The sequence below is a fragment of the Oscillibacter acetigenes genome (assembly GCF_025567605.1).
GTDB lineage: Bacteria > Bacillota > Clostridia > Oscillospirales > Oscillospiraceae > Oscillibacter > Oscillibacter welbionis.
The window spans coordinates 179,831-202,126 of sequence record NZ_JAOQKG010000005.1 but is presented as its reverse complement, the minus strand read 5'-3'; the positions used below and the strand labels follow the sequence as shown (position 1 = coordinate 202,126).

The following is a 22,296-nucleotide window of genomic DNA, read 5'->3' as shown; positions in this document are numbered from 1 at the left end:
ATAATACTATGGCTAATGAAATTTGAGGAAGTGGAGAGAGCACATGGCTTTGATCGAATACGACGAATATAAGCAGAGGCTCCGGGACCTGGGGCCCGAGCTGGAGAAGCTCTCCGCCGCGCTGGACATGGACAGCGCCCGCGCGGAGGCCCGAAAGCTGGAGGACGAGACTGCCCAGGACGGCTTCTGGAACGACCTGGAGCGATCCCAGAAGGTGCAGCAGCGCCTCAAGCAGCTGCAGAACAAGATCGCCCGCCAGGACAAGCTGGTGACCGAGTGGCAGGATCTGACGGCCCTGTGCGAGATGGGCCAGGAGGCGGAGGATGAGGAGCTGCTGGAAGAGCTGAAGTCCGGTTTCCAGACCCTGGAGGAGAAGATCGAGGAGTCCCGGATGGCCACGCTCCTCTCTGGGGAGTACGACGGCCACAGCGCCATCCTGACCTTCCATGCCGGCGCCGGCGGCACCGAGGCCCAGGACTGGGCCCAGATGCTCTATCGGATGTACACCCGCTGGACGGAGCGCCACGACTTCACCTATCAGATCCTGGACTATGAGGACGGCGACGAGGCGGGCATCAAATCCGCGTCCATCGCCATCCAGGGGGACAACGCCTACGGCCTTTTGAAGAGTGAGAACGGCGTCCACCGGCTGGTCCGGGTGTCTCCCTTTGATGCCAACGCCCGCCGGCAGACCAGCTTTGCCGCGGTGGAGGTCATGCCCGAGATCGAGGATGACGACGAGGTGGAGATCCGGGAGGAGGACATTGAGATGCAGGTCTACCGGGCCAGCGGCGCCGGCGGCCAGCACGTGAACAAGACCTCATCCGCCGTGCGCCTCATTCACAAGCCCACGGGCATCGTGGTGGCCAGCCAGCAGGAGCGCAGCCAGTTTCAGAACAAGGACAACTGCATGAAGATGCTGCGGGCCAAGCTGGTGGAGCTGAAGCAGCAGCAGCACGCGGAGAAGATCTCCGATATCAAGGGCGTGCAGATGAAGATCGAGTGGGGCAGCCAGATCCGCTCCTACGTGTTCATGCCCTACCAGATGGTGAAGGACACCCGCACCGGCTATGAGACCGGCAACATCGACAACGTCATGGACGGCGATCTGGACGGCTTCATCAACGCGTATCTCACTCAGCTGGCCACCGGTGAGCTGAAAAAATAAATCGTCCACGCATCCTTCCGGATGCCCGGCTTTCCGGAGCCGCAACCTAATAGAGAAATCAAAATATGAGACGTGGCGCGGGGTGGTCTCCGTGTCACGTCTCTCTGAATGAGAAAGGATGTTGGAATTTCCATGGCAGAAAAATTCCCCCAGGGCGCGGCGCCCCAGGAGAACAAGATGGGCGTGCTGCCCATCGGACGGCTGCTGACCAACATGGCGGTCCCCATGATGATCTCCATGCTGGTCCAGGCCTGCTACAATGTGGTGGACAGCGTGTTCGTGGCACAGATCAGCGAGGATGCCCTGAATGCCGTGTCCCTGGCCTTCCCCCTGCAGAACCTGATGATCGCCTTCGGCGCAGGCACCGCTGTGGGCATCAACGCGCTCCTCTCCCGGTCCCTGGGAGAGAAGAATCAGGCCATGGCGGACCGGGCTGCCAACACGGGCATCTTTCTGGCCCTGTGCAATTTCGCGCTATTCGCCCTGATCGGCATCTTCTTCTCCCGGACCTTCTTTGAGCTGCAGGCCGGGGGAGAACAGGTGATTATCGACTACGGCGTGGATTACGCCTCCATCTGCCTGGGCTGCTCCATCGGTATTTTCAGCCAGTTCTGCTTTGAGCGGTTGCTGCAGTCCACCGGCCGCACGTTCCTGGCCATGTGCACCCAGCTTACCGGCGCCCTCATCAACATCGTGCTGGACCCCATCCTGATCTTCGGCTGGTTCGGCCTGCCCCGGATGGAGGTGGCCGGCGCCGCCATTGCCACGGTGGCAGGGCAGATTGTGGCTGCCGCCGCTGCCCTGGTGCTGAACCTCAAATGCAATCCGGACATCCACATCCTGCCCCGGGAGATCCGCTGGCACGGCAAGGTGGCGGCGGAGATCTACCGGGTGGGCTTCCCCTCCATCGTCATGCAGTCCATCGGCTCCGCCATGGTGTTCGGCATGAACAAGATCCTCTTCTCCTTCACCAAGACGGCCACCGCCGTGTTCGGCGCATACTTCAAGCTTCAGAGCTTCGTCTTCATGCCGGTGTTCGGCCTGAACAACGGCATGGTGCCCATCGTCAGCTATAACTACGGCGCCGCCAGCCTGCCCCGGGTGAAGCGGACCATCAAGCTGACCATCTGCACCGCCATGGCCATCATGGCTGTGGGATGCCTGATTTTCCAGCTCTTCCCCCAGCAGCTGCTGATGTTCTTCAACGCCTCGGAGGAGATGCTCTCCATCGGCTCCGTGGCTCTGCGGATCATCTCCGTGTCCTTCGTGCTGGCGGGCTTCGACATCATTGCCGGTTCCGTGTGTCAGGCTATCGGCAACCCGCTGTACAGTCTGATTACCTCTGTGTGCCGCCAGCTGGTGGTGCTGCTGCCGGTGGCATGGCTGTTGTCCCACACCGGCGTCCTGACGCTGGTGTGGCTGGCCTTCCCCATCTCCGAACTGGTGTCCCTGGTACTGAGCGCTATCTTCCTGCGCCGGACCATGCGGGCCGTTGCCGAGCGGATCGGCAGCCGGGCGGCCTGACTCCAGAGAAAAGCAGCGGCGGAACGGCCTTTGCCGTTCCGCCGCTGCTGCGTCAGCTGTTGAGAAATGCGTCCGGGTCCACAGCTTCCCCATCCTTTGCAACGGAGAAGTGCAGGTGGGCGCCCTGGGCGGCCTCCGCCGCGGCGGTGGTTCCCACTGCGCCGATGGTCTGCCCGGCGGACACCGTGTCGCCCGTCTCCACGGCGGGCTCCGCCTGGAGATTGGCATAGGTGGTCTCATAGCCGCCGCTGTGCTGGATCACCACGGTGGTGCCCATCAGGGGATCGTCGGTGATGGAGGAGACCGTCCCGGCGCAGGCGGCCAGGACGGCATCGCCTTCCGCCGCGGCGATATCCACCCCGTCGTGGGTCCGCCAGTCGTCCAGCGTCTCATTGTACAGCAGCTGGTCCACGGAGAATGCCGTCAGCACCTCTCCCTGGATGGGCAGGACCACCACATGGGGCTCCTCTGCCACCACGGGCGTGTCATCCACCGGGATGGTCACCTCCGGCATGACGACGGGCTCCGTCTCCTCCTCCGGTTCCTCCGGAGGCACGGTCTCCACCACCGGTTCGTGCTCCGGCAGGTCCTCCACCGGTGCGGAGGCTGCCGTGTCCGGGCCGGTGGGCGCTTCCGTCTGGGCCGGTTCCCCAAACAGCAGAAAGTAGCCGCCCACGCCCACCGCCAGGACGCACAGGGCCAGGACCGCGTAAAAGCCTGGCCCGCCCAGCAGGGATTTGACTTTATTTGCCATGTATCATACCTCCCTCGATCTTGGGTCTGAGGGAAGTATGGGCAGGATTTCCAGGAATTATACAAAAAGAGACCGCTGGAAAGCGGTCTCTTTTCTCTCAGAAATTGGTCACTTCACGATCAGCGTCTTGCCGTCCATCTCCTCTGGACAGGCCAGGCCCATCACGTCCAGCATGGTGGGGGCAATGTCCGCCAAGCGGCCGTTGGGGCGCAGCTCGGTCCCCGCGCCGCAGAGAATGAAAGGTACGGGATTGGTGGTATGGGCGGTCATAGGGCTGCCATCCGGCTCCGCCATCTGCTCGGCGTTGCCGTGGTCGGCGGTGATCATGGCGATGCCGCCCATCTTCAGTGTGGCGTCCACCACCCGGCCCACGCAGCTGTCTACGGTCTCCACGGCCTTCACCGCCGCGTCATAGACGCCGGTGTGGCCCACCATGTCGCAGTTGGCAAAGTTCAGAATGATCACGTCATAGGCGCCGGACTCAATGCGCTCCACGCACTTGTCCGTCACCTCCGCCGCGCTCATCTCCGGCTGCTTGTCGTAGGTGGCCACCTTGGGGGAGGGCACCAGTACCCGGTCCTCACCGGGAAAGACAGTCTCGGACCCGCCGTTGAAGAAGAAGGTCACATGGGCGTACTTCTCCGTCTCCGCGATCCGCAGCTGGGTCATGCCCATCTGGCTGAGATACTCCCCCAGGCCATTGCGCACCGTCACCCGGGGGAAGGCCACCTCCACATTGGGCATGGAGGCGTCGTACTCTGTGTTGCACACGAAGGTCACGGGGAAAAACTGGCGGGTGAAGCCGTCGAACTCCGGGTCCACCAGGGTCCGGGTGATCTCCCGGGCCCGGTCGGGCCGGAAGTTGAAGAAGATCACGCTGTCATTGTCGGAGATGGTGCCCTCGGCATCACAGACCACGGGTTCCACGAATTCGTCGGTGACGCCCCGGTCATAGGACTCCCGTACCGCGGCCACCGGGTCTGGATTCTGCACGGCGCCCTCGCCGTACACCATGGCGTCGTAAGCCGCCTCCACCCGGTCCCAGCGCTTGTCCCGGTCCATGGCATAGTACCGGCCCATGACCGTGGCGATCTTGCCCACGCCGATCTCCCGGCACTGTGCCACGGTCTGCGCCACAAAGTCTGCGCCGGAGGTGGGGGATACGTCCCGCCCATCCAGAAAGGCGTGGAGATACACATGCTCCAGGCCCCTTCGCTTCGCCAGCCGCAGCAGGGCGAACAGGTGCTCCAGGTGGGAGTGGACGCCGCCGTCGGACAGCAGGCCCATCAGGTGCAGGGACGTGCCCTTCTCCAGGCAGGCGTCCATGGCGTGCCGGTAGGCGGGATTTTCATCAAAGCTCCCGTCGGCAATGGCTTTGGTGATCCGGGGCAGGTCCTGGAACACCACCCGGCCGGCGCCGATGTTGGTGTGGCCCACCTCGCTGTTGCCCATCTGCCCGTCCGGCAGGCCCACGTCCAGGCCGGAGGCCCGGAGCGTGGTGTGGGCATACTCCCGGAAAAACTGGTCCAGCCGGGGCGTGGCGGCGGCGCGGATGGCGTTGCCCTCCGTCTCCTGCCGCAGGCCGAAGCCGTCCATGATGATGAGGGTTGTTGGTGTTTTGTTCATTGAAATCTCGTCTCGCTCGCTTTCTCACAAAACCGCTCTGCCGGAGCTCACTCCTGGTTGGCTGCGTTGATGATGTCCACGAACTGGTCGGGCTTCAGGGCGGCACCGCCGATCAGGCCGCCGTCGATGTCCGGCTGGGCCAGCAGCTCCGCCGCGTTCTTGGGGTTCATGGAGCCGCCGTACTGGATGGTGACGCTGCGGGCCACCCGGGCGCCGTACAGGCTGCGGATGGTGGCACGGATGTTGGTGCAGACCTCGCCGGCCTGCTCGGCAGTTGCGGTCTTGCCGGTACCGATGGCCCAGATGGGCTCATAGGCGATGATGCAGCGGCGCAGCTTGTCGGCGGGCACGCCGTACAGGGCGCTCTTCACCTGAAGGGCAATCCACTCGTCGGTGATGCCGGTCTCCCGCTGCTCCAGGCTCTCGCCCACGCAGATGATGGGGTTCATGCCGGCGTTCAGCACGGCGTGGACCTTCTTGTTGACGGTGGTATCGGTCTCGCAGAAATACTGCCGCCGCTCGCTGTGGCCCACGATGACGTACTTCACGCCCAGATCCTTCAGCATGTCGGCGGAGATCTCGCCGGTGTAAGCGCCCTTCTCCTCAAAGTACACGTTCTCGGCGCCCACGGAGATCCGCAGGTCCTTGAACGCCTTGGCGGCGGTCTGAATGTTGCAGGCAGGGACACAGATCAGGGTGTCGCACCACTTGGCCCGGGGCATGATCTTCTTCAGTTCCTCGGCGAATTTCTTCGTCTCAGTGGCGGTCATGTTCATTTTCCAGTTTCCGGCGATAACCGTTTTGCGATATCTGCGATTCATGGTGATCTCTTCTCCTTTATGTCTTCATCTATCCGCAATCGCGTTCTCCGCGATCTGATGCGCAGGTTTTGGCCGTTTCCAGGGCATTTTCCCCGAAAGGCCCTTTTTTTTATACAGAATTCCAGCCCGTTTGTCAAGTCAAATGAAGCGCGTTTGGGGACGGATTCGGCGCGGCCGCCGCAAGCGGCCGCAACATTCAAATTCATTTTCGCCTCAGGGCGTGCGTGGCGAAAATACTTTGCCTCAGCCGCCCTGGGCGGTGTCACCAGTCCGCAGATTGGTGAGGAGGAATGTAAAGGGGGGACACAGTCCCCCTCTTTAAGCATCCGGGAGGCAGGCCACGCGGGGCAGCTCTTTGCCCTCCAAAAATTCCAGCGGCGCGATTGACGGCTCCGGGAGGAACCGGGAAACGCAATGCCGCAACGGTGGATCGGCGGCACAGCAGCTTACTGATCAAGGAGGCAGGCCACGCCGGGCAGTTCCTTACCCTCCAGGAATTCCAGGGAGGCCCCGCCGCCGGTGGAGATGTGGGTCATCTTGTCGGCGTAGCCCAGCTGCTCCACAGCCGCCGCGCTGTCGCCGCCGCCGATGATGGTGATGGCGTCCGTACGGCTCAGGGCCTCGGCCACAGCCTCAGTGCCCTTGGCGAAGGCCGGGAACTCAAAGACGCCCATGGGGCCGTTCCAGATGACGGTGCCCGCGTCCGCCACGGCGCCGCAGTACAGCTTCACCGTCTCCGGACCGATATCCAGGCCCTGCCAGCCGTCGGGGATCTCCCCGGCCTTCACCACCTGACTCTTGGCGTCGGGGGCGAAGGCGTCCGCGCAGACGGTGTCCACCGGCAGTAGCAGCTTTACGCCCTTCTCCTTTGCCTTCTCCACCATCTCATTGGCGTAGCTCTCCCAGTCGGCCTCCAGCAGGCTGTCGCCCACCTTGCCGCCCTGGGCGGCGGAGAACGTATAGGCCATGCCGCCGCCGATGATGATGGTATCGGCGATGTTCAGCAGGTTGTTGATGACGCCGATCTTGGAGGAGACCTTGCTGCCGCCTAAGATGGCCACCAGGGGCCGCTTGGGATCGGCGATGGCACCGCCCAGGAACTCCAGCTCCTTCTGGATCAGGAAGCCGGAGACGGCGGGCAGGTACGCCGCCACGCCGGCGGTGGAGGCGTGGGCCCGGTGCACGGCACCGAAGGCGTCGGACACATACAGATCCGCCATGTCGGCCAGCTTCCTGGCCAACTCCGGGTCGTTCTTGGTCTCGCCGGGCTCGAAGCGGGTGTTCTCCAGCAGCAGGATCTGTCCCGGCTGCAGGGCGGCCGCCTTGGTTTGGGCGTCGGGGCCCACTACGTCATGGGCGAAGATCACTTCCCGGCCCAGCAGCTCGCTGAGGCGCTTCGCCACCGGGGCTAGGCTCAGCTTGGGGTCGGGGCCGTTCTTGGGCTTGCCCAGGTGGGAGCAGGCGATGACCGCCGCCCCATTCTCCAGCAGATACTGGATGGTGGGCAGCGCCGCCACGATGCGCTTGTCGCTGGTGATGGCGCCGGTCTCTTTGTCCTGGGGGACGTTGAAGTCGCAGCGGAGCAGGACCTTTTTGCCCCGTACCTCCACATCCCGGACCGTCTTTTTATGGGTATTCATCTGAGATGTCCTCCTATCTGATCTCGTTCCATTGGATTCCTCATGATTCATTCCAACGCAGCCGAAGCCGCAGAGGCGTTCGGCGGCGGTGTCAGCGCGTTCAGGGACTAGTATGGACCGAAGGATGGAAATTCACCCCCGGCCGCCCCCCCTGCAATGCAAGGCCGCTCCGCGCCCTGCAAAAGCAGCCGGGCCTCCCCAGCGGAATCGGCGCCGCCCGGCGGGGCTCAGCCCCAGGCCATCTCGCCGGTTCCCAGCAGGCCCGGAAACCCGTTCTGCCGCAGCGCCTCGTAGACGCAGACGGCCACGGTGTTGCTCAGGTTCAGGCTGCGGGCCTCGCTGACCATGGGCAGGCGGACGCAGCGGTCCCGGTACCGCTCCCGGAGAGCCAGAGGCAGTCCGGCGGTCTCCTTGCCGAAGAACAGCCAGCTGTCGGCGGTGAACCGGGCCTCCTGATAGGACCGGGGCGCCTTGGTGGTGGTGAGCCACAGGTCCCGCTCCGCCTCGGGGCGGCGGCGGAAAAAGTCCTCCAGATTCTCGTAATCAAAAACCTCCACCAGGTTCCAGTAGTCCAGGCCAGCGCGGCGGACGGCCTTCTCCGAGATGTCGAAGCCCAGGGGGCGGATCAGGTGCAGCTGGCTGCCGGTGGCGGCGCAGGTGCGGGCGACATTGCCGCAGTTCTGTGGGATCTCCGGCTCCACCAGTACGATATGAAGCATAGACAGCTGTCCCCCTCTTTTCATGCAGTCAAAACACATTGTACCGCGTCGCCCCGGCAAATTCAACTGTAATGTGTGAAGAAAACCGGATTTTTAGAAAAAATCACGACAAATCCAGCTGGATTTCTGCAAAATGCCGGAAATGACAGAAGGAGGGGGCGCCGCAGGAGCGGATCTGTTGTCTCCCACAAAAAAACGTCCCTGTACAAGAAAAATCTGGAGGAAATTTCTTTTATAAATTCGCCGGAAATACTGGATTTTCCCAAGATATTTGTTATAATAAAAAATACGAACGAACAAGGAGGAGAAAACCCATGGATTTTCCGCAGCGCGCCGTGTTTTTTCTGGAAGAGGACTCCTCCCTCCCGGCGCACTCCAAACCGCTGATGCTGGAAGCCGTGTTATTTTGCCCGATCCTAAAATGGATGAGTGACAAGCTGTTGGCCGACGGCGTGCAGCGGTTTTTTGCTGTCTCCAGCCCCCGCTTTGCCCAGGAGGTCCGCGCCTGCTTCCCGGAGGACGCAGACGTGACCATCTCTGAGCAGCACAGCGAGCTGCTGGACTTTTTGAACACGCCGGACCCGGTGGCCGTGTTTGTCCGGGCCGCCCTTCCCATGGAGGAGGCGGGCCCCGGCTTTGTCTACGGCGCCGCCGGCTACGAGCTCCAGGCGGTCTGGCAGGAGAAGATGACCAATGCCGTCTCCGCGGCGGAGCTGATCCCCGGCTGGGTGCCGGTTTTCAGTCTGGAGACCGTGGCCGAGCTGGAGCCCCTGCTCCGGGAGCGGATCGTCCGGCGGCACATCCGCGCCGGCGTCCGGGTGCTGGACCCGAACGCGGTGTATATCGACCCCCGGGTCACCATCGGCCGAGGGACCATGCTCCTGCCAGGCACCATCCTGCGGGGGGAGACCGCCGTCGGCTGCGGCTGCACCATCGGTCCCAATGCCGTGGTGCGGGATTGCGTCATCGGCGATGAGACAGAGATCAATGCCTCCCAGGTGAACGAGAGCACCATCGGCAGCCGCACCTACGTGGGGCCCTTTGCCTACGTGCGCCCCGGCTGCGCCATCGGGGACGACATCAAGGTGGGCGACTTTGTGGAGGTGAAGAACTCCGCCATCGGTGACGGCACCAAAATCTCCCACCTGACCTATGTGGGGGACAGCGACGTGGGCCGCAAGGTCAACTTCGGCTGCGGCACCGTCACCACCAACTATGACGGCGTGAAGAAGTACCGCTGCACCATTGAGGACGGCGCCTTCATCGGCTGCAACACCAATCTGGTGGCGCCGGTGACTGTGGGCGCGGGTTCCTATATCGCGGCGGGTGCCACCATCACCAAGGATGTGCCCGCGGACGCGCTGGCCGTGGCCAGGGCCAAGCAGGAGAACAAGGAGGGGTGGGCCAAACGGCGGCGGAAGCTGTACGGGCAGGAGCACTGATGCTCCTTCGGCTGATCGATCCTACTGACAGAAACCAAGAACATTCAGAACATAGAAAGAGGGCGTTCAAACAATGATTTCTCACGGCAAGGACATCAAGGTGTTTTCCGGCAACGCGAATCCGAAGCTGGCGGAGGAGATCTGCAAGTTGATGGGAACCAAACTGGGCGAGGCGGAGGTCGGTACCTTCTCCGACGGGGAGATCTTCGTCTCCCTGTACGAGACGGTCCGCGGCAGCGACGTGTTCGTGGTCCAGTCCACCTGCACCCCGGTGAACAACAATCTCATGGAGCTGCTCATCATGATCGACGCGCTGAAGCGCGCCTCCGCCGGCCGCATCACCGCGGTCATCCCCTACTACGGCTATGCCCGGCAGGACCGCAAGGCCAAGGCCCGTGACCCCATCACCGCCAAGCTGGTGGCCAACATGCTCACCGCCGCGGGCGCGGACCGGGTGCTGACCATGGACCTGCACGCCTCCCAGATCCAGGGCTTCTTCGACATTCCTGTGGACAATCTGGCGGGCAACCCCATCTTTGTGGACTACTACGCCAAGAAGTACGGCTCCGAGTGCGAGAACATGATGGTGGTCTCTCCCGACGTGGGCTCTGTGTCCCGGGCCCGGGCCTTTGCCCAGAAGCTGCACATGAATCTGGCCATCGTGGACAAGCGCCGGCAGAAGGCCAACAGCTGCGAGGTCATGAACGTCATCGGCGACGTGCGGGACAAGGACTGCATCCTCTTCGACGACATGGTGGACACCGGCGGCAGCCTGTGCAACGCCGCCAAGGCCCTGATCGAGGTGGGCGGCGCCAAGAGCGTCCAGGCCTGCGCCTCCCACGGCGTGCTCTCCGGCCCGGCCATTGACCGGATCAACGACAGCGTCATCACCGAGCTGGCCCTGCTGGACACCATCCCCGCCATTGATCCCAAAAAGAGCAGCAAGATCAAATACCTGCAGGTGGCCCCCATGTTTGCAGAGGCCATCGAGCGTATCTACCAGGAGATCTCCATCTCCAAGCTGTTCCGCTGAGAAGCGGCGGAGCTCCGGCATTTCTGCGTATCAATAATGGACTGGTCAAGGCGGGGAAGGGAACTTTCCCGCCTTGGCTGACGTTGCAAAGGAGTTTTTTTCATGCTGTTAGGCGCCAAATCCGCCGCCGTGGACTGGCTGGTGGTGGGCCTGGGAAATCCCGGGGCCAAGTATGAGCACACCCGCCACAACATGGGCTTTCTCACCGTGGACCTGCTGGCGGAGCAGGCGGGGGTGAAGCTGAACAAGGTCAAGTTCAAATCCGCCTATAACATCATCCCCTTCGCCGGGTCCAAGTGCCTGGTGATGAAGCCCCAGACGTATATGAACCTCTCCGGCGAGGCGGTGCGGGAGGCAGTGCAGTTCTACAAGATCCCTGCCGACCACGTGCTGGTGATCTATGACGATGTGTCATTGCCGGTGGGGAAGCTGCGGGTGCGGCCCACCGGCTCCGCTGGGGGGCACAACGGCATCAAGAACATCATTGCCCACCTGGGGACCCAGGACTTCCCCCGGATCAAGATCGGCACCGGCGCGCCGGGCGAAGGGGGCGACATGATCGACTGGGTCATCGGCGTGCCCTCCCAGGCGGAGCGGAAGGTGTTGGTGGAGAGCTTCCGCCGGGCCATCGACGCGGCGGAATGTATCATTGAACATGGCTGTCAGAAGGCCATGAATGACTTCAATTGAATGAGGGCCGTCCAATAGGGCGGCTCGCCGCGCCTCTTTTTGCCGCCGGGCATGGCGCCCGGTAAAGGGGAATACACTAAGGACGGATCCATTTTCCCGGATCGTGCCGGTGGATATGACCTGGGTGGGAGAATCATGTCCATCCGCTTTACAGCCCCTGCCTCCAAACAGGCGCCGGGCGGAGAACGCCCACCGGGCCATGCGCCCGGAAGCGGCCCGGCGCCCAGAGAGTCTTCCCAATTTTTCATGTTGACAAGGACCACATCCTATGGAACAGTTTCTGAGACAATTGCAGACTATCCCCGAGGCGGCGGAGCTGATCCGCCGGGTGGAGGAGGGCGGCTGTCCCGCGGCGGTCAGCGGCCTCCAGCCGGTGCAGCGGGCCTGCGTGGGCGCGGCGGTGGCGGCAGCCTGCGGCCGTCCGGCGGTGTTCCTCTGCGGGGACGAGCGGGAGGTCCAGGTCCTCTCCGCTGATCTGGAGACCCTGACGGGCCGCCGCCCCGTGACCCTGCTTGGCCGGGAGTGGCAGTTCCGCCCCGGGGCCGTGGGTTCTCGGGACTGGGAGCGGAGCCGTCTGGCGGCGCTGTACGCCCTGGCCCAGGGGGACGCGCCGGTGGTGGTGGCCACCGCGGACGGCCTCATGGCCCGGACCCTGCCGCCGGAGACCCTGCGGTCCCTGGCCATCACCCTGGAGGTGGGGGGGCAGGCAGAGCTGGGCGCGCTGGCGGAGCAACTGCTCTCCGCCGGGTATACCCGGTGCGAGCAGGTGGAGGGCGTGGGCCAGTTCGCCCTGCGGGGCGGCATTCTGGACGTGTTCTCTCCCCTGATGGACCAGCCGGTGCGGTGCGAGTTTTTTGACGATGAGATCGACTCCATGGGCGCCTTCGACCCCGGCACCCAGCGGCGGACCCGGAACGTGTCCTCCGCCCGGATCCTGCCGGCGGCGGAGGTGCTGCCCCACTGCGCCCCCGGAGGCCTGCCCGGTCTTGCGGACCAGCTGACCGCCCTGGCGGAGAAGCTGGCGAAAAAGCAGAAGACGGAGGCCATCGTCCAGACGTTGCGGGAGGACGCGGAGCGGCTGCGCAGCGGCGCGGCCCCGGGGGCGGCGGACCGGTATCTGGCAGCCATCTATCCGACTGTCACCGCCGGGGTCCACTACCTGCCTCCGGACGCGGTGGTGTTCCTCAGTGAGAGCGGCCGGGTGGACGAGCGGGTGAAGAACACGGTCCTCCAGCAGAAGCAGGACGTGGAGGCGCTGCTGTCCGCCGGGGTGCTGGCGGGGGAGTACGCCCATCTGACCCTCACCGCCGAGGAACTGTACGCCGCGCTGGAGGACTTCCCCGTGATCCTGGAGGACTCTCTGCCCACCTCCCGGCACCCCCTGCGGCCCCGGGGCCTCCTGACCATGAATGCAAAGCAGCTCAGCTCCTACGGCGGCAGCCTGGAGACCGCCGTCACGGATCTGGAGCACTACCGCTCCTCCGGCAGCGCGGTGCTGGTGCTCTGCGGTGGGGAGACCCGGGCGAAGAATCTCCACCGGCTGCTGGAGGAGAAGGGCATCCCGGCCACCCTGGATCTAAGCGGCGCCGCCATGCCTGCGGCGGGGGAGGTGCGCCTCTCCCTGGGGGCCCTGTCCGCCGGCAGCGAGTGGCCGGCGCTGAAGCTGGCGGTGCTGACAGAGGGCCAGCTGACGGCCCCGGCCATGCGCAAGCGCCAGCGGGTGAAGAAGGACTCCAACCGGCAGAAGCTCCAGTCCTACACCGACCTGTCCCCCGGAGACCTGGTGGTCCATGAGCACCACGGCGTGGGCCGGTTCGTGGGCATCCAGCGGATGCCGGTGGACGGCGTGGAGAAGGACTACATCAAGATCGACTACGCCGGCGGGGACTGCCTGTACGTCCCCGTGACCCAGCTGGATCTGGTGAGCAAGTACATCGGCGGAGGCGAGGACACCGAGCGCACCAAGCTCAATAAGCTAGGGGGCGCCGAGTGGACCCGGCAGAAAACCAAGGCCAAGAAGGCCGCCAAGGATCTGGCCAGGGGCCTCATCGCGCTGTATGCCGAGCGGCAGAAGCGGCCGGGCTTCGCCTTCTCCCCGGACTCCCCCTGGCAGCGGGAATTTGAGGAGTCCTTTGACTACACCGAAACCGACGACCAGCTGCGGTGCATCGCGGAGATCAAGGCGGACATGGAGAAGCCACGGCCTATGGACCGGCTGCTATGCGGCGACGTGGGCTACGGCAAGACGGAGGTGGCACTCCGGGCCGTGATGAAGTGCATCCTGGACGGGAAGCAGGCCGCCATCCTGGTGCCTACCACCGTCCTGGCCCAGCAGCATTACGCCACCGCTGTCAGCCGGTTCCGGGACTTTCCGGTGAAGATCGAGGTGCTGTCCCGCTTCACCCCCGCCAGGGAGCAGAAGCGGATCCTGGAGGCCGCCAAAAACGGCGGCGTGGACCTGCTGATCGGCACGCACAAGCTGCTTCAGAAAAACATGGCGTTCAAAGACCTGGGCCTGCTGGTGATCGACGAGGAACAGCGGTTCGGCGTCACCCACAAGGAGCGGCTGAAGGAGATGAGCCGCCAGGTGGACGTGCTGACCCTCTCCGCCACTCCGATCCCCCGGACACTGAACATGGCTCTCTCGGGCCTGCGGGATATGTCCACCCTGGAAGAGCCTCCGTCAGACCGCCAGCCGGTGCAGACCTATGTGCTGGAGCACGACTGGGCCATCATTGAGGATGCCGTCCGCCGGGAGCTGGGCCGGGGCGGCCAGGTATACTACCTCCACAACCGGGTGGAGAGCATCGACGCCACCGCCGCCCGGCTCCAGAAGATGCTGGGGCCGGAGGTCCGTATCGTCACCGGCCACGGGAAGATGACGGAGCAGGAGCTGTCCTCCGTCATGCAGGCCATGGTGGACGGGGAGGCGGACATCCTGGTCTGCACCACCATCATCGAGACCGGCATCGACATCCCCAACGTGAACACGCTCATCATCGAGGACGCGGACAAGATGGGGCTGGCCCAGCTCCACCAGATCCGGGGCCGCATCGGCCGCAGCGCCCGGCGGGCCTACGCCTATCTCACCTACCGCCGGGGCAAGGTGCTGCAGGAGACCGCCGCCAAGCGGTTGGCGGCCATCCGGGAGTATGTGGAGTTCGGCTCTGGCTTCAAGATCGCCATGCGGGACCTGGAGATCCGGGGCGCGGGGAACCTGCTGGGGCCGGAGCAGTCTGGGTATCTCATGAGCGTAGGCTACGACCTGTACCTGAAGCTGCTGGAGGAGGCCGTCCTGGAGGAGCGTGGCGAGGAGAAGCGGATCGAGACGGAGTGTGCCGCCGACCTGACGGTGAACGCCCATATCCCGGACCGGTACGTCCCCTCGGCGGAACAGCGGATGGACCTGTACCGCCGCATCGCCGCCATCCGCACGGACGAGGACGCCTCGGATCTGCTGGACGAGATGCTGGACCGCTACGGCGAGGCGCCCAAGTCCGTTCTGGCCCTGCTGGACGTGGCCCTGCTGCGTTCTGCCGCGGCCAAGGCCGGCGTGTCCGATATCTCCCAGAAGGGCAGCCTCCTGCGGCTGCAGCTGGGAGTGTTCCACCCACAGGCCCTGGTGGCGGTGTGCGGCCACGCCAAGTACCGCCAGCGGCTGACGCTGGCGGCGGGGGAGATCCCTGCCCTCACCCTGAAGCTCAAGCCCGGGGAGGATGTGCTGGAGGCCGCCCGGGACCTGGTGGAGGACCTGAAGCTGGCCGCGGAGGAGGCCGCGGGCGGGACCCCGTAAGTTTCATCATGTTTTTGCCATGCCCCGCATAGGATGGTGGCGGTGGGACGTCCCCCGCCTGTCCTGTGCGGGGCGTTTCCACGGAATCTGCGAGGAATGACAAAGGAGAACCGTGATGAAACGATGCATCGCTTTTTGCCTGGCCCTGGGGGCCGCCATCTCTCTCACCGCCTGCGGGGGCGGAGACACAGAGGGGGGACTTCTCTGCGAGGCGTCCGGCATCCGTCCGGACACTGTGCTGCTGTCCGTGGACGGGCGGGACGTGTCCGCCCAGCGATACCTCTACTGGCTGGCCTACGCCTGCGACTACATTGCCGACTACTACGACAGCGGGGAGGGGATCCAGTGGGGGGACACTGTCTCCGGCCAGAGCCTGGAGGATTACGCCAAGGACCAGGCGCTGCAGAACGCCGCCCTGTACGCCACAGTGGAGACCTGGGCGGAGGATTACGGCTGCACCCTCACCGACGAGGACCGGACTGCCATGGACCGGGAGTGGGCGGCCCGGGCGGCCCAGTACGGCGGGGAGGAGGCCTATCTGGCCGTGCTGGCCCGCATGGGGCTGGACCGGGCGGAAGCGGAGGCCATCTCCGGGGACTACTATCTCTACGAGCACCTGTACGACCTCTACTGCACGGAGGGCAGCGAGCTGGCCCCCGCGGAGCATGACCTGGAGACCTTTGCCCAGGAGCAGGGCTACCTCACCGTGGACCACATCTGGCTCTCCACCGCCGCCGCGGACCCGGCGGACGCGGAGGCCGTGGCCGCCTGCCGGGCCAGGGCGGAGGAGGCCTTTTCCAAGCTGAACGGCAGCGCGGACCCTGCCCATGACTTTGCTGTCCTGGCCGCCACTTACAGCGATGAGACGGACCGGGACCAGCATCCGTCCGGATACACCTTCACTGTGGGGGACGGCACGCTGCCCGCCGCCTGCGAGGAGGCGGCCCAGGCCCTGGAGGAGGGCCAGTTCAGCGGCGTGGTGGAGGCGGATGACGGCTTCTACCTGATTCTGCGCAAGCACGTGGACCTGGAGGCCGTGGCCCCGGACTACTTCGACGCCCTGCTCCAGGCTGCGGCGGACAGCGCGGACATCTCCACCACCCGCACCTATGCGGACCTGGATGTGAGCCGGTTTTACGACGAGCTCATCGCCGCCCGGGCGGAGCTGGATGCCTCCGGCGGAGAGGTTGCCTGATGGGTGTTTGTGCCAATTTTGGCAAAATGACGAAATTCGCAGAGGTTTTGATAAAGTTTTAACAAATTTTCGAATTTCACAGAAATTTGCATTGACGGGGCAGGAAAAACCCAGTATAATCAAATCAGCAAGCGGTTGGTGTATGAGCATTTGTCAAAAATTTGGCAATCATGTTTTTCTTTTGACAAACTCTCGCCGCCACCCTCAACTTGTGATTGGCGTCTGCGGCAGCGCCTGACGAAGAGCCGTCGGAGCTGCCAATCCCATATTTTTATAAAAACGGAGGAAGATCATGAAAGAGCTCTATGTTGTGAATTGCTGCAGAACCGCGATTGGTTCCTTCGGCGGCGCGCTGAAGAACACCCCTGCCGTCGATCTGGGTGCCATCGTCATCAAAGAGGCTCTGAACCGTGCCGGCGTGAAGCCCGAGCAGGTGGATGAGGTCATGTTTGGCTGCATCCTGACCGCCGCCCAGGGCCAGAACGTGGCCCGCCAGGCCTCCATCAAGGCCGGCATCCCCTATTCCGTCCCCGCTTACACCGTGGGCATGGTCTGCGGCTCCGGCATGAAGTCCATGATCGAGGGCGCCCGCTCCATCCTGGCCGGCGACGCCGACGTGGTTGTCTGCGGCGGCACTGAGAACATGAGCGCCGCTCCCTACGCCGTTCCCACCGGCCGCTACGGCGCCCGGATGGGTCACACCCAGATGATCGACACCATGATCAAGGACGGCCTGTGGGACGCCTACAACAACTATCACATGGGCACCACCGCTGAGAACATCGCGGACATCTGGGGCATCACCCGCAAGGAGATGGACGAGTTCGCCGCCTCCTCCCAGCAGAAGACCGAGGCCGCCCAGAAGGCTGGCAAGTTCGAGGCTGAGATCGTCCCCGTGCCCGTGAAGGTCAAGAAGGACATCGTGGAGTTCAAGGTGGACGAGTTCCCCCGTGCCGGCGTGACCGCCGAGGGCATCTCCAAGCTGAAGGGCGCCTTCCCCGTGGGCCCCGAGTCCCCCAATCCCCAGGTGGTCCACACCTTTGAGCCCACCGGCATCCAGGAGACCGACGACAAGGGTCAGCAGCGCGTGACTGCCGCCAACGCCTCCGGCATCAACGACGGCGCCGCCGCACTGGTGCTGGCCTCCGGTGAGGCTGTGGAGAAGTACGGCCTGAAGCCCATGGCCAAGCTGATCGGCTGGGGCCAGGGCGGCGTGGATCCCAAGATCATGGGCGTCGGCCCCGTGCCCGCCTCCCGTCAGGCCATGACCAAGGCCGGCGTGACCATCGACGATATCGACCTGGTGGAGGCCAACGAGGCGTTCGCCGCCCAGTCCATCGCCGTGGCCCGTGAGCTGGGCTTTGACATGAGCAAGGTCAACGTCAACGGCGGCGCCATCTCCCTGGGCCACCCCGTCGGCGCGTCCGGTGCCCGGATCATCGTGACCCTGCTGCACGAGATGCAGAAGCGGCCCGAGGCCAAGAAGGGCCTGGCTACTCTGTGCATCGGCGGCGGCATGGGCGTTGCCACCGTGTTCGAGAAGTGCTGAATTGATCTTCCGGCAGAGCACCGTCTCCGCTGGATGTGAAAAGGCGTCCCCGGCCATTAGCCGGGGGCGCCTCTTTTTTTGTGCCGGGAAGCGGCGTGCCGCAGGGCCGCCATCCAGCAGAACGGCAGGAGGACGAGGGTATAAAAGCGCCTGGAGGCGGCCTGAGAGGATGCCCCAGCAGTTTGCGGATCGCACATCAGCCGGAGTTTTTGCAGGGACCGCGCTATGAAAGGCACCTGGCAGCCGCTGGAATGCGGTGGAACGGATAAGAAGGCCGCTGTAAGCCGAAAACTGGCTTACAGCGGCTGACTTGGCACCCCTGACCAGACTCTAACTGGTGGCCTACCGCTTAGGAGTACGGCGTACCATTTCGTAAATTGTTCATATCATATCTTCCCGTGTTGTTTCTTCGCAAATTGTGCTGCCTGGAGGCAGGTCAATTTGCACAAATTCCCCTGAAATATGCTGCCTTACAACGGCTTTTCAAATGTCGTATTAGCAAGGTATTAGCAGGAACCCCTTGTGACAGAGGGCTTCCAGGGGCCGTTTGAAAATGCTATTAGCAAGGGAGGATCATTTTATGAGCACCAACGAAAAAGGGATGCCCCAAAGCAGAACATACACCGTGAATGACATCGCAGCCATTCTCGGTATCGGCCGCGCCTCGGCCTATAAACTAGCCAACTCCGGAGCGTTCAAGACAATCCGCATCGGCAACATGATTCGCATCTCCAGAAAGTCCTTTGAGGATTGGCTAAAGGCAGAGGGGCTGGACGACGAAACGGAATAAGTGCTTAAACTGCCGCAGGCTGTTAGTCTGCGGCAATTTAATATAGTAGACAATTTAAAAGGACCTGGTTTTTTAGCTTTGCAGTATTGAAATATCTGCAGAAAATCTATCAAGTTTTGCGCTTTCTTGATGTAACTCTCTGCGAGCCGCTCTTAATTTTTCTTCTATGAGTGCAAGTTTTTCTTCGGCACTCTCTTTTTGGCGCACAGCATATTCCACCTTTTCCGCTGAATAGCGCCGCAAATTCGCTTGGCGGTTAAACAGTGCTTTTCTCGCTTTTGATATTAGAGAAAGAATTTTGATTTCGTCTTTATTCCAAATCGTCAAAATTATTATGAATATTGAAATTACAGCCGTAATAATGCCTAATACTTCAGAATAATTTGTGCCAATGTAAACTGCAAGTCCTATTGCTATTAACGATGCTATTGTTATTATTATTTTTAACCCTAAAATTTGTTTGTTGACAGACTTATCAATTGCATCTTTTACCTGATCTTGTTCACTCAGAAATTCAGAAACATCTTCTATCTCTTTCTTTACGTCCGTTCTATCTTTCTCTAATACCTCAACATTCCGCTGGCACTCAAAAATAATCCTTTGTTGTTTAGCTTTTGCAAGTTCAAACTCTGCCGTTTCGTTTTTCCTTGTTAAATTATCAATTTCTTCTTGGCGCGATATGCTTCCTTCCGTATATGCACTCTGACGAATTTCCTTTAGAATTTCTAGCGGTGTGGAGTCTATAATCTTATCAGAAGCATTTGCCGTTAGTTTTCCGAGAATTCTTTGAGCAACAGGGCTAACTTTCAAGAAATAGCATTGCTCCGGAGTAATATCACCTTTTTTCTCCAACTTTATTAGCGCATCATTTAATTTTTTTGTAACATCATTAGAAGGTCGAAATGCAGCATATGCAGCAGAAACCAGCCGGGGCCTATTAATCGAAGATAGTGTAGACGGGCTATTAAACCAGACAAGAGTTCCCCATTTAATGTCGGTCATAACGGTTGGTATAAAGAAATCCTTTGATCCAGCAAATTCTAGAGAAATCTTATATCCAACCCGTGCCAATGATCTATTTCCGGTGATAAAAATGTTTTTGACCTCATTTAGATGATACGGAACAACTGTATTGTTTTTATGTTGAGTAAAGAAAATGGATTTAGCATCTTGGTTAATACTATAATCCTTATCATCAATTTGGACATCAGGGTTCGATTCTTTGTATTCCGAGACAATCATTTCTTTAATAATTGCTTCTGTCGGAGTCTGTATATCTTCCACTTTGGGATATGGCATATTGTCTATAACGATATTAAAATCTTCTTTTAAGCGAGTTCGTACATTACAAGAGAACTCATCAATTTCATCTATGCTCCACTGATTGCGTACAAAGAAATAAGTTGCTTCAGAAGAAAGCGTTGCATCATAATTGGGATTGTTAATCCACGACTTTGAACCTTCGATGATGCCGATCATTTCGCTAACGGTATGATCATATACCTTGACATGCATGCCTAGTTTTTGGATATTTCTGACAAATAGTTCATAGCTATCAGCACGGTCAGAGCTATCAATACCAAATAGCTTAAACAGTAAGCCAGTATCCAAATACACACATGCGTCCTTAGCTGTATAAGATTGAGGAGATTCACAATATGCAAAGACTTCCGACAATGCTAGGCCAATGGTATAATCGTTCAAATAGTCCAAAATGTCGGCCTGACCTGTTTCTTCACAATGGACCAAAAAAGCTGCAAACAAATAATCGTCTTTGACTTCTCTTAACACCCTTCTATCTACTTTAGTTTTAATGCCATATCGCTCAATAAATGCAAGTATTTTGTCACCCATATCTTCATCAGAAGAATAGATGTTATACTCTTGTTGCAAAAAAACTTTGAATCGAGCAAGGATTTCTCGATATTTTTGGTCTGTTTTTTCAACAATATCCATAAAGTCCTCTTCATCAATATGGGCATAGTCAGGGACAAACTGATGTATAGAGGAATTATATGTTAGAAACCCAAAGTTAATACATGTAGAAAGAATTGTTTGCATTGGATGATAGGGAACTGAAAAGCCATAATAGGCTTTGAAATCTTTACATAGAGTGTCTATATCGCATGTTTTGTATCTATTTCTCTGTATGAGAGCCGCAATCATTCTGGCATAAGCGTGGAGTATATCTTCTCTAGAACAGGAACTTAGAGCAGCATAGCAGGCTATTGTCGAAAATGAGCTCATGGCTGTTACCTCTCTGTATCTATTTTGGGGTAAATTTCATTTTAAAGTATAAATCCAATTCAGGTAAATTTCAATTCTATGAGTATTGATTTCTGACATAAATCGACTTTCCTTGTAAATCTCAAGAACAGAGCAGTTTAAAGGTCATAGGTTTAGTCCTATGGCCTTTTTTCATATCCATTTGTATCTTTGTATCATTTATTCTGGCTCTGAGATTACCACAACGATATTCTGATTACCAAGTCAAAACTGACACGAAAGGAGTCGAAAATCCCATGTTTTTTCTCCCACAGTCAGCCGGAAGTCCCCGCCCATAGGTTTTCCTCTCCGGGGTATCCGGGCGGCATAGATACCGCCTTTCTCCCAAAAACGAACACTTTTCCAAACCGCTGAAAGGAGGTGATAACATGGCGGTATTTCGCATTGAAAAAACCCGAGACTACACGGTGATGTCCAACCACCACCTGCGGAATGCGGGGCTGTCGCTGAAATCCAAAGGGCTGCTCTCCATGATGCTGTCCTTGCCAGAGGACTGGAACTACACCACCAGAGGCTTGGCCAAAATCTGCAAGGAGGGTACGGACAGCATCGGTTCCGCCCTGAAGGAGCTGGAGCGGGCCGGGTACATAGTCCGCAATCGGCTCCGGGACAGCAAGGGCAAGATCGTGGATGTGGAGTATGTCATCTACGAGACACCCCATCCCCCGGACACGGGCCAGCCGTGTGAGGATGAGCCGGATACGGCTTGTCCAAATACGGAAAACCCGGATATGGATAACCCATGTCTGGAAAACCGGCCGCAATTAAATAAAGAGAAAAGAAATCCTGAAGAACAAAATACTGATTCATCAAGTACGGAAGGATCAAATCCAATCCAATCAAGCCCCCAAACCCCCGCAGGGGCCAACCGGACCGGACGGGACTGGATGCGGGAGCGAGAGAGCTATCGGGAACTGATTCTGGAGAACATCGAGTATGACTATCTATGCCGGGATGACCGGCTGGATCGGGATATGCTGAATGAGCTGGTGGAGCTCATGGTGGATACCGTCTGTTCCCGCAGGGAGACGATCCGCATTGCCGGGGACGACTACCCGGCGGAGGTGGTCAAATCCCGATTTCTGAAGCTGAACAGTTCCCACATCGAGTATGTGCTGGACCGGATGCGGGACAACACCACCTATGTCCGCAATATCAAGAAATATCTGCTGGCTGCTCTGTATAACGCTCCGGCCACCATCGACAGCTACTATGCGTCCCTGGTGAACCACGACCTCTACGGCAGCGGAGAAAGGAGATGATAGG

16 protein-coding genes are annotated in these 22,296 nt (G+C 60.2%); 10 read left to right on the top strand and 6 right to left on the bottom strand.

Annotated elements, in window-relative coordinates:
* Nucleotides 1-43: 43 nt before the first annotated feature.
* Both prfB and OCV80_RS11825 read left to right on the top strand, forming a co-directional pair.
* Complete coding sequence (prfB, locus tag OCV80_RS11830; protein ID WP_021751408.1) at nt 44-1,168, top strand: peptide chain release factor 2; 1,125 nt, start codon at nt 44-46, stop codon at nt 1,166-1,168.
* A 132-nt stretch (nt 1,169-1,300) separates the two neighbouring features.
* Nucleotides 1,301-2,692, top strand: a complete 1,392-nt coding sequence (locus OCV80_RS11825) for an MATE family efflux transporter (protein WP_036631364.1) — start codon at nt 1,301-1,303, stop codon at nt 2,690-2,692.
* 52 nt (nt 2,693-2,744) lie between these two features.
* On the opposite strand, the gene OCV80_RS11820 is transcribed toward OCV80_RS11825, so the two are convergent.
* The 5 genes from OCV80_RS11820 to OCV80_RS11800 form a co-directional block, all read right to left on the bottom strand.
* The gene (locus OCV80_RS11820) at nt 2,745-3,446 is read right to left on the bottom strand and encodes a M23 family metallopeptidase (protein WP_119310445.1); all 702 of its coding nucleotides are present in this window, start codon (nt 3,444-3,446) and stop codon (nt 2,745-2,747) included.
* Nucleotides 3,447-3,554: 108 nt separating this feature from the next.
* On the bottom strand, nt 3,555-5,072 hold the full coding sequence (gene gpmI, locus OCV80_RS11815; protein ID WP_021748679.1) for a 2,3-bisphosphoglycerate-independent phosphoglycerate mutase: 1,518 nt from the start codon (nt 5,070-5,072) through the stop codon (nt 3,555-3,557).
* Nucleotides 5,073-5,119: 47 nt separating this feature from the next.
* A complete protein-coding gene (gene tpiA / locus OCV80_RS11810; protein WP_021748680.1) occupies nt 5,120-5,893 on the bottom strand; it encodes a triose-phosphate isomerase in 774 nt (257 codons plus the stop codon).
* Between the two features lie 446 nt (nt 5,894-6,339).
* On the bottom strand, nt 6,340-7,533 hold the full coding sequence (locus OCV80_RS11805; RefSeq protein ID WP_119310446.1) for a phosphoglycerate kinase: 1,194 nt from the start codon (nt 7,531-7,533) through the stop codon (nt 6,340-6,342).
* 227 nt (nt 7,534-7,760) lie between these two features.
* Nucleotides 7,761-8,252 carry a tRNA (cytidine(34)-2'-O)-methyltransferase gene (locus tag OCV80_RS11800; RefSeq protein WP_119310447.1) on the bottom strand — a complete coding sequence of 164 codons (492 nt, stop codon included), beginning with the start codon at nt 8,250-8,252 and terminating at the stop codon, nt 7,761-7,763.
* A gap of 314 nt (nt 8,253-8,566) precedes the next feature.
* Between OCV80_RS11800 and OCV80_RS11795 the strand changes: the two genes are divergently transcribed.
* From OCV80_RS11795 to OCV80_RS11765, 7 genes are all read left to right on the top strand, one after another.
* Entirely contained in the window at nt 8,567-9,694 is a 1,128-nt protein-coding gene (locus OCV80_RS11795) for a glucosamine-1-phosphate N-acetyltransferase (protein WP_267288419.1), read from the top strand.
* Nucleotides 9,695-9,767: 73 nt separating this feature from the next.
* Nucleotides 9,768-10,727: a ribose-phosphate pyrophosphokinase gene (locus OCV80_RS11790; RefSeq protein WP_021748686.1), complete on the top strand. Its 960-nt coding sequence runs from the start codon at nt 9,768-9,770 to the stop codon at nt 10,725-10,727.
* 102 nt (nt 10,728-10,829) lie between these two features.
* A complete protein-coding gene (gene pth, locus OCV80_RS11785; protein WP_136891393.1) occupies nt 10,830-11,417 on the top strand; it encodes an aminoacyl-tRNA hydrolase in 588 nt (195 codons plus the stop codon).
* A 268-nt stretch (nt 11,418-11,685) separates the two neighbouring features.
* Nucleotides 11,686-15,210 (top strand): transcription-repair coupling factor, encoded by a 3,525-nt coding sequence (gene mfd / locus OCV80_RS11780; protein WP_267288418.1) that lies wholly within the window; start codon nt 11,686-11,688, stop codon nt 15,208-15,210.
* Between the two features lie 115 nt (nt 15,211-15,325).
* The gene (locus OCV80_RS11775) at nt 15,326-16,405 is read left to right on the top strand and encodes a peptidylprolyl isomerase (RefSeq protein WP_119310449.1); all 1,080 of its coding nucleotides are present in this window, start codon (nt 15,326-15,328) and stop codon (nt 16,403-16,405) included.
* A gap of 292 nt (nt 16,406-16,697) precedes the next feature.
* Entirely contained in the window at nt 16,698-17,954 is a 1,257-nt protein-coding gene (locus tag OCV80_RS11770; protein ID WP_021751364.1) for an acetyl-CoA C-acetyltransferase, read from the top strand.
* 580 nt (nt 17,955-18,534) lie between these two features.
* A complete protein-coding gene (locus OCV80_RS11765) occupies nt 18,535-18,744 on the top strand; it encodes a helix-turn-helix domain-containing protein (RefSeq protein ID WP_136891394.1) in 210 nt (69 codons plus the stop codon).
* A 72-nt stretch (nt 18,745-18,816) separates the two neighbouring features.
* Here the strand turns inward: OCV80_RS11765 and OCV80_RS11760 are convergent, their stop codons facing one another.
* Nucleotides 18,817-20,700, bottom strand: a complete 1,884-nt coding sequence (locus tag OCV80_RS11760; RefSeq protein ID WP_136891395.1) for a coiled-coil domain-containing protein — start codon at nt 20,698-20,700, stop codon at nt 18,817-18,819.
* Nucleotides 20,701-21,398: 698 nt separating this feature from the next.
* Between OCV80_RS11760 and OCV80_RS11755 the strand changes: the two genes are divergently transcribed.
* Nucleotides 21,399-22,292 (top strand): DUF6017 domain-containing protein, encoded by an 894-nt coding sequence (locus OCV80_RS11755; RefSeq protein ID WP_136891396.1) that lies wholly within the window; start codon nt 21,399-21,401, stop codon nt 22,290-22,292.
* Nucleotides 22,293-22,296 lie beyond the last annotated feature (4 nt).

Coding starts and splice junctions, on each gene's coding strand:
- prfB (WP_021751408.1), top strand. CDS start 44: ATGGCTTTGATCGAATACGACGAATATAAGCAGAGGCTCCGGGACCTG.
- OCV80_RS11825 (WP_036631364.1), top strand. CDS start 1,301: ATGGCAGAAAAATTCCCCCAGGGCGCGGCGCCCCAGGAGAACAAGATG.
- OCV80_RS11820 (WP_119310445.1), bottom strand. CDS start 3,446: ATGGCAAATAAAGTCAAATCCCTGCTGGGCGGGCCAGGCTTTTACGCG.
- gpmI (WP_021748679.1), bottom strand. CDS start 5,072: ATGAACAAAACACCAACAACCCTCATCATCATGGACGGCTTCGGCCTG.
- tpiA (WP_021748680.1), bottom strand. CDS start 5,893: ATGAATCGCAGATATCGCAAAACGGTTATCGCCGGAAACTGGAAAATG.
- OCV80_RS11805 (WP_119310446.1), bottom strand. CDS start 7,533: ATGAATACCCATAAAAAGACGGTCCGGGATGTGGAGGTACGGGGCAAA.
- OCV80_RS11800 (WP_119310447.1), bottom strand. CDS start 8,252: ATGCTTCATATCGTACTGGTGGAGCCGGAGATCCCACAGAACTGCGGC.
- OCV80_RS11795 (WP_267288419.1), top strand. CDS start 8,567: ATGGATTTTCCGCAGCGCGCCGTGTTTTTTCTGGAAGAGGACTCCTCC.
- OCV80_RS11790 (WP_021748686.1), top strand. CDS start 9,768: ATGATTTCTCACGGCAAGGACATCAAGGTGTTTTCCGGCAACGCGAAT.
- pth (WP_136891393.1), top strand. CDS start 10,830: ATGCTGTTAGGCGCCAAATCCGCCGCCGTGGACTGGCTGGTGGTGGGC.
- mfd (WP_267288418.1), top strand. CDS start 11,686: ATGGAACAGTTTCTGAGACAATTGCAGACTATCCCCGAGGCGGCGGAG.
- OCV80_RS11775 (WP_119310449.1), top strand. CDS start 15,326: ATGAAACGATGCATCGCTTTTTGCCTGGCCCTGGGGGCCGCCATCTCT.
- OCV80_RS11770 (WP_021751364.1), top strand. CDS start 16,698: ATGAAAGAGCTCTATGTTGTGAATTGCTGCAGAACCGCGATTGGTTCC.
- OCV80_RS11765 (WP_136891394.1), top strand. CDS start 18,535: ATGAGCACCAACGAAAAAGGGATGCCCCAAAGCAGAACATACACCGTG.
- OCV80_RS11760 (WP_136891395.1), bottom strand. CDS start 20,700: ATGGATATTGTTGAAAAAACAGACCAAAAATATCGAGAAATCCTTGCT.
- OCV80_RS11755 (WP_136891396.1), top strand. CDS start 21,399: ATGGCGGTATTTCGCATTGAAAAAACCCGAGACTACACGGTGATGTCC.